3 protein-coding genes and 1 pseudogene are annotated in these 2,051 nt (G+C 69.2%); 3 read left to right on the forward strand and 1 reads right to left on the reverse strand.

Features of this window, described 5'->3' with window-relative positions; translation table 11 throughout:
• From ACFHWU_RS29005 to ACFHWU_RS29015, 3 genes are all read left to right on the forward strand, one after another.
• A partial coding sequence (locus tag ACFHWU_RS29005; RefSeq protein ID WP_416569566.1) for a carotenoid oxygenase family protein occupies positions 1-226 on the forward strand: 226 nt, incomplete at its 5' end.
• A gap of 95 nt (positions 227-321) precedes the next feature.
• On the forward strand, positions 322-933 hold the full coding sequence (locus ACFHWU_RS29010; protein WP_416592280.1) for a hypothetical protein: 612 nt from the start codon (positions 322-324) through the stop codon (positions 931-933).
• Positions 923-1,522: a copper resistance CopC family protein gene (locus ACFHWU_RS29015; protein ID WP_416592281.1), complete on the forward strand. Its 600-nt coding sequence runs from the start codon at positions 923-925 to the stop codon at positions 1,520-1,522. The genes ACFHWU_RS29010 and ACFHWU_RS29015 overlap by 11 nt, the downstream gene beginning before the upstream one ends.
• A gap of 102 nt (positions 1,523-1,624) precedes the next feature.
• Here ACFHWU_RS29015 and ACFHWU_RS29020 read toward each other — a convergent pair.
• Positions 1,625-2,051: pseudogene (locus ACFHWU_RS29020) on the reverse strand (short-chain dehydrogenase/reductase); the annotation flags it as partial.

The following is a 2,051-nucleotide window of genomic DNA, read 5'->3' on the forward strand; positions in this document are numbered from 1 at the left end:
CGACTTCGGGCCGTACCGGGAGGCGGGAGAGGCCGTATTCGTGCCGCGTGGCCCGGTCGGCGCGGAGGACGACGGTTGGCTGCTCACCTACGTGTACGACGGCCGGGTCGGCCGTAGCAGCCTGGTGGTGCTCGACGCCGCCGACTTCACCGGCGATCCGGTGGCTGTGGTGCACCTGCCGGTGCGGGTGCCCAGCGGCTTCCACGCCAACTGGATCACCGGTTGAACCCGCCAACTAGGCAATCTCAGCTATCTACGACGTCATCTTGCCAGCTAGCTTCGCAACAGGATGTCATGCCTGTCTCACGGAAGGTATGCGAAATGGCTCATTCCGCTGCCCATCCCGCCCCCCACTCCGCCTCCTCCGGCTCCCCCGGCCTCGTGGGCCGGCTCAACGGCGCGCACCACAAGCTGGCCCTGAACGCCTTCCTCGTCGTCGTCCTCGCGCACTGGGCCGAACACCTGGTGCAGGCATACCAGATCTGGGTGTTGGGTAGCCCTCGCCCGCAGGCCCGAGGCGTGCTCGGCCAGTGGTTTCCATGGCTGGTCAGCTCCGAGTGGCTGCACTACGGGTACGCCATCGTGATGCTCGTCTTCCTGTTCCTGCTCCGCCCCGGGTTCACCGGACGGGCCCGGACCTGGTGGACCATCGCACTGGCCATCCAGTTCTGGCACCACATCGAACATCTGCTGCTGCTGATCCAGGCGCAGACCGGCACCATTCTCTTCGGCCAGCCGGTGGTGACCAGCGTGGTGCAGTTGATCGTGCCCCGCGTCGAGCTGCACCTGTTCTACAACTCGGTGGTCTTCATCCCGATGGTGATCGCGATGTACCTGCACCTGCGCCCGAACGAGCGGGAGCGGGAGCAGATGAGCTGCAGCTGTGCCGGCCACGGGTCGGAGGTCCGACCGCTCGTCTCCGATGCGGCCTGACCCGCGCCCAGGCGTACCAGCCGCTGCTCTCGGGCTGGCCGGCGTCGTCGTCGTGGTCGCCGCGGTGCTGCTGGCCACTCCCGGCAGCGCCCGTGCCGAGGAGGGCAGGCTGCTCCTGGCGGACCCGCCGGTCGACGCGGCGCTCAGCGGCGCGCCGAGCGGCGTGACCCTGTCCTTCACCGACACCGTGCAGCCGGAACTGTCGCACGTCGAGGTGTTCGACGGCGCCGGCGACGAGGTCACCGACGGCGACTACCGGCAGGTCGCGCCGGACCGGGTGCACCAGCCGGTGCGGATCGGCGCCGACGGTGACTACACGGTCGCGTACCACGTGACGTTTCCCGATGGTTCGGACGTGACTGACGTCTACCGGTTCAGCGTTGGCACCGGCGTGCCGCCGGCCGCGCTGGACGCCGCGACCCGCGAGGCCCGTACCGACGCGGTGTCCGAGCACGCGCACGAGATCGACGGATTCAGCGCGACCCTGCTGGTCATCGACGGGCTGGTGCTGTTCGTGGTGATCGCGCTGCTGTGGCTGCGCCCGCGCGACGGCCGGCCGACGTCACTGCGCTACCGCGATCCTGACTGACGGATCAGGCAGCGGGCAGTGCGCGCCGTCCGTCGCCGCGCCAGACCGACTGATCGGCGCCGGCGGGTCCGCCCGCCGGCGCCGATCAGTCGTTGGGCATTGTCAGGGGATAGGGAAGAACGCGCGGACGAACCGGTCCCAGTTGCGGTCACCGATTGTCGCCCGCATCCGGGTCAGCAGCCGGGCGGGTATCCCGAGTCGGTACCGCACGCGCGGGTTGGGGTGGGTGACCGCGGTCTCGATGACCTTGGCGACATGCTCGGCGCGGACCGCCATCTTGCCGCGCAGCGGCGGGTTGTCGCTGAGCCGGTACGCCTGGTGCCACTGTACGAAGTAGTCCCAGAAGTCCTTGTACAGCGCAGGGTCGCCGTGCGACTGCATGCCGAGGTCGGCGACGCTGTCCGGGACGAATCCGCCGAGGATCGGCGACGGCTCGATCAGCACCACCTTGATGTCGAACCGGGCCACCTCGTGCCGCAGCGAGTCGCCGATCGCCTCCAACGCGTGCTTGGTGGCCTGGTAGTAGCCC

The organism is Micromonospora sp. LOL_015 (assembly GCF_048060275.1).
Classification (GTDB): Bacteria; Actinomycetota; Actinomycetes; order Mycobacteriales; family Micromonosporaceae; genus Micromonospora_E.

What these genes read in the sequence shown, in the direction of transcription:
- ACFHWU_RS29015 (WP_416592281.1), top strand. Translation starts at nt 923, where the DNA reads ATGCGGCCTGACCCGCGCCCAGGCGTACCAGCCGCTGCTCTCGGGCTG.
- ACFHWU_RS29010 (WP_416592280.1), top strand. Translation starts at nt 322, where the DNA reads ATGGCTCATTCCGCTGCCCATCCCGCCCCCCACTCCGCCTCCTCCGGC.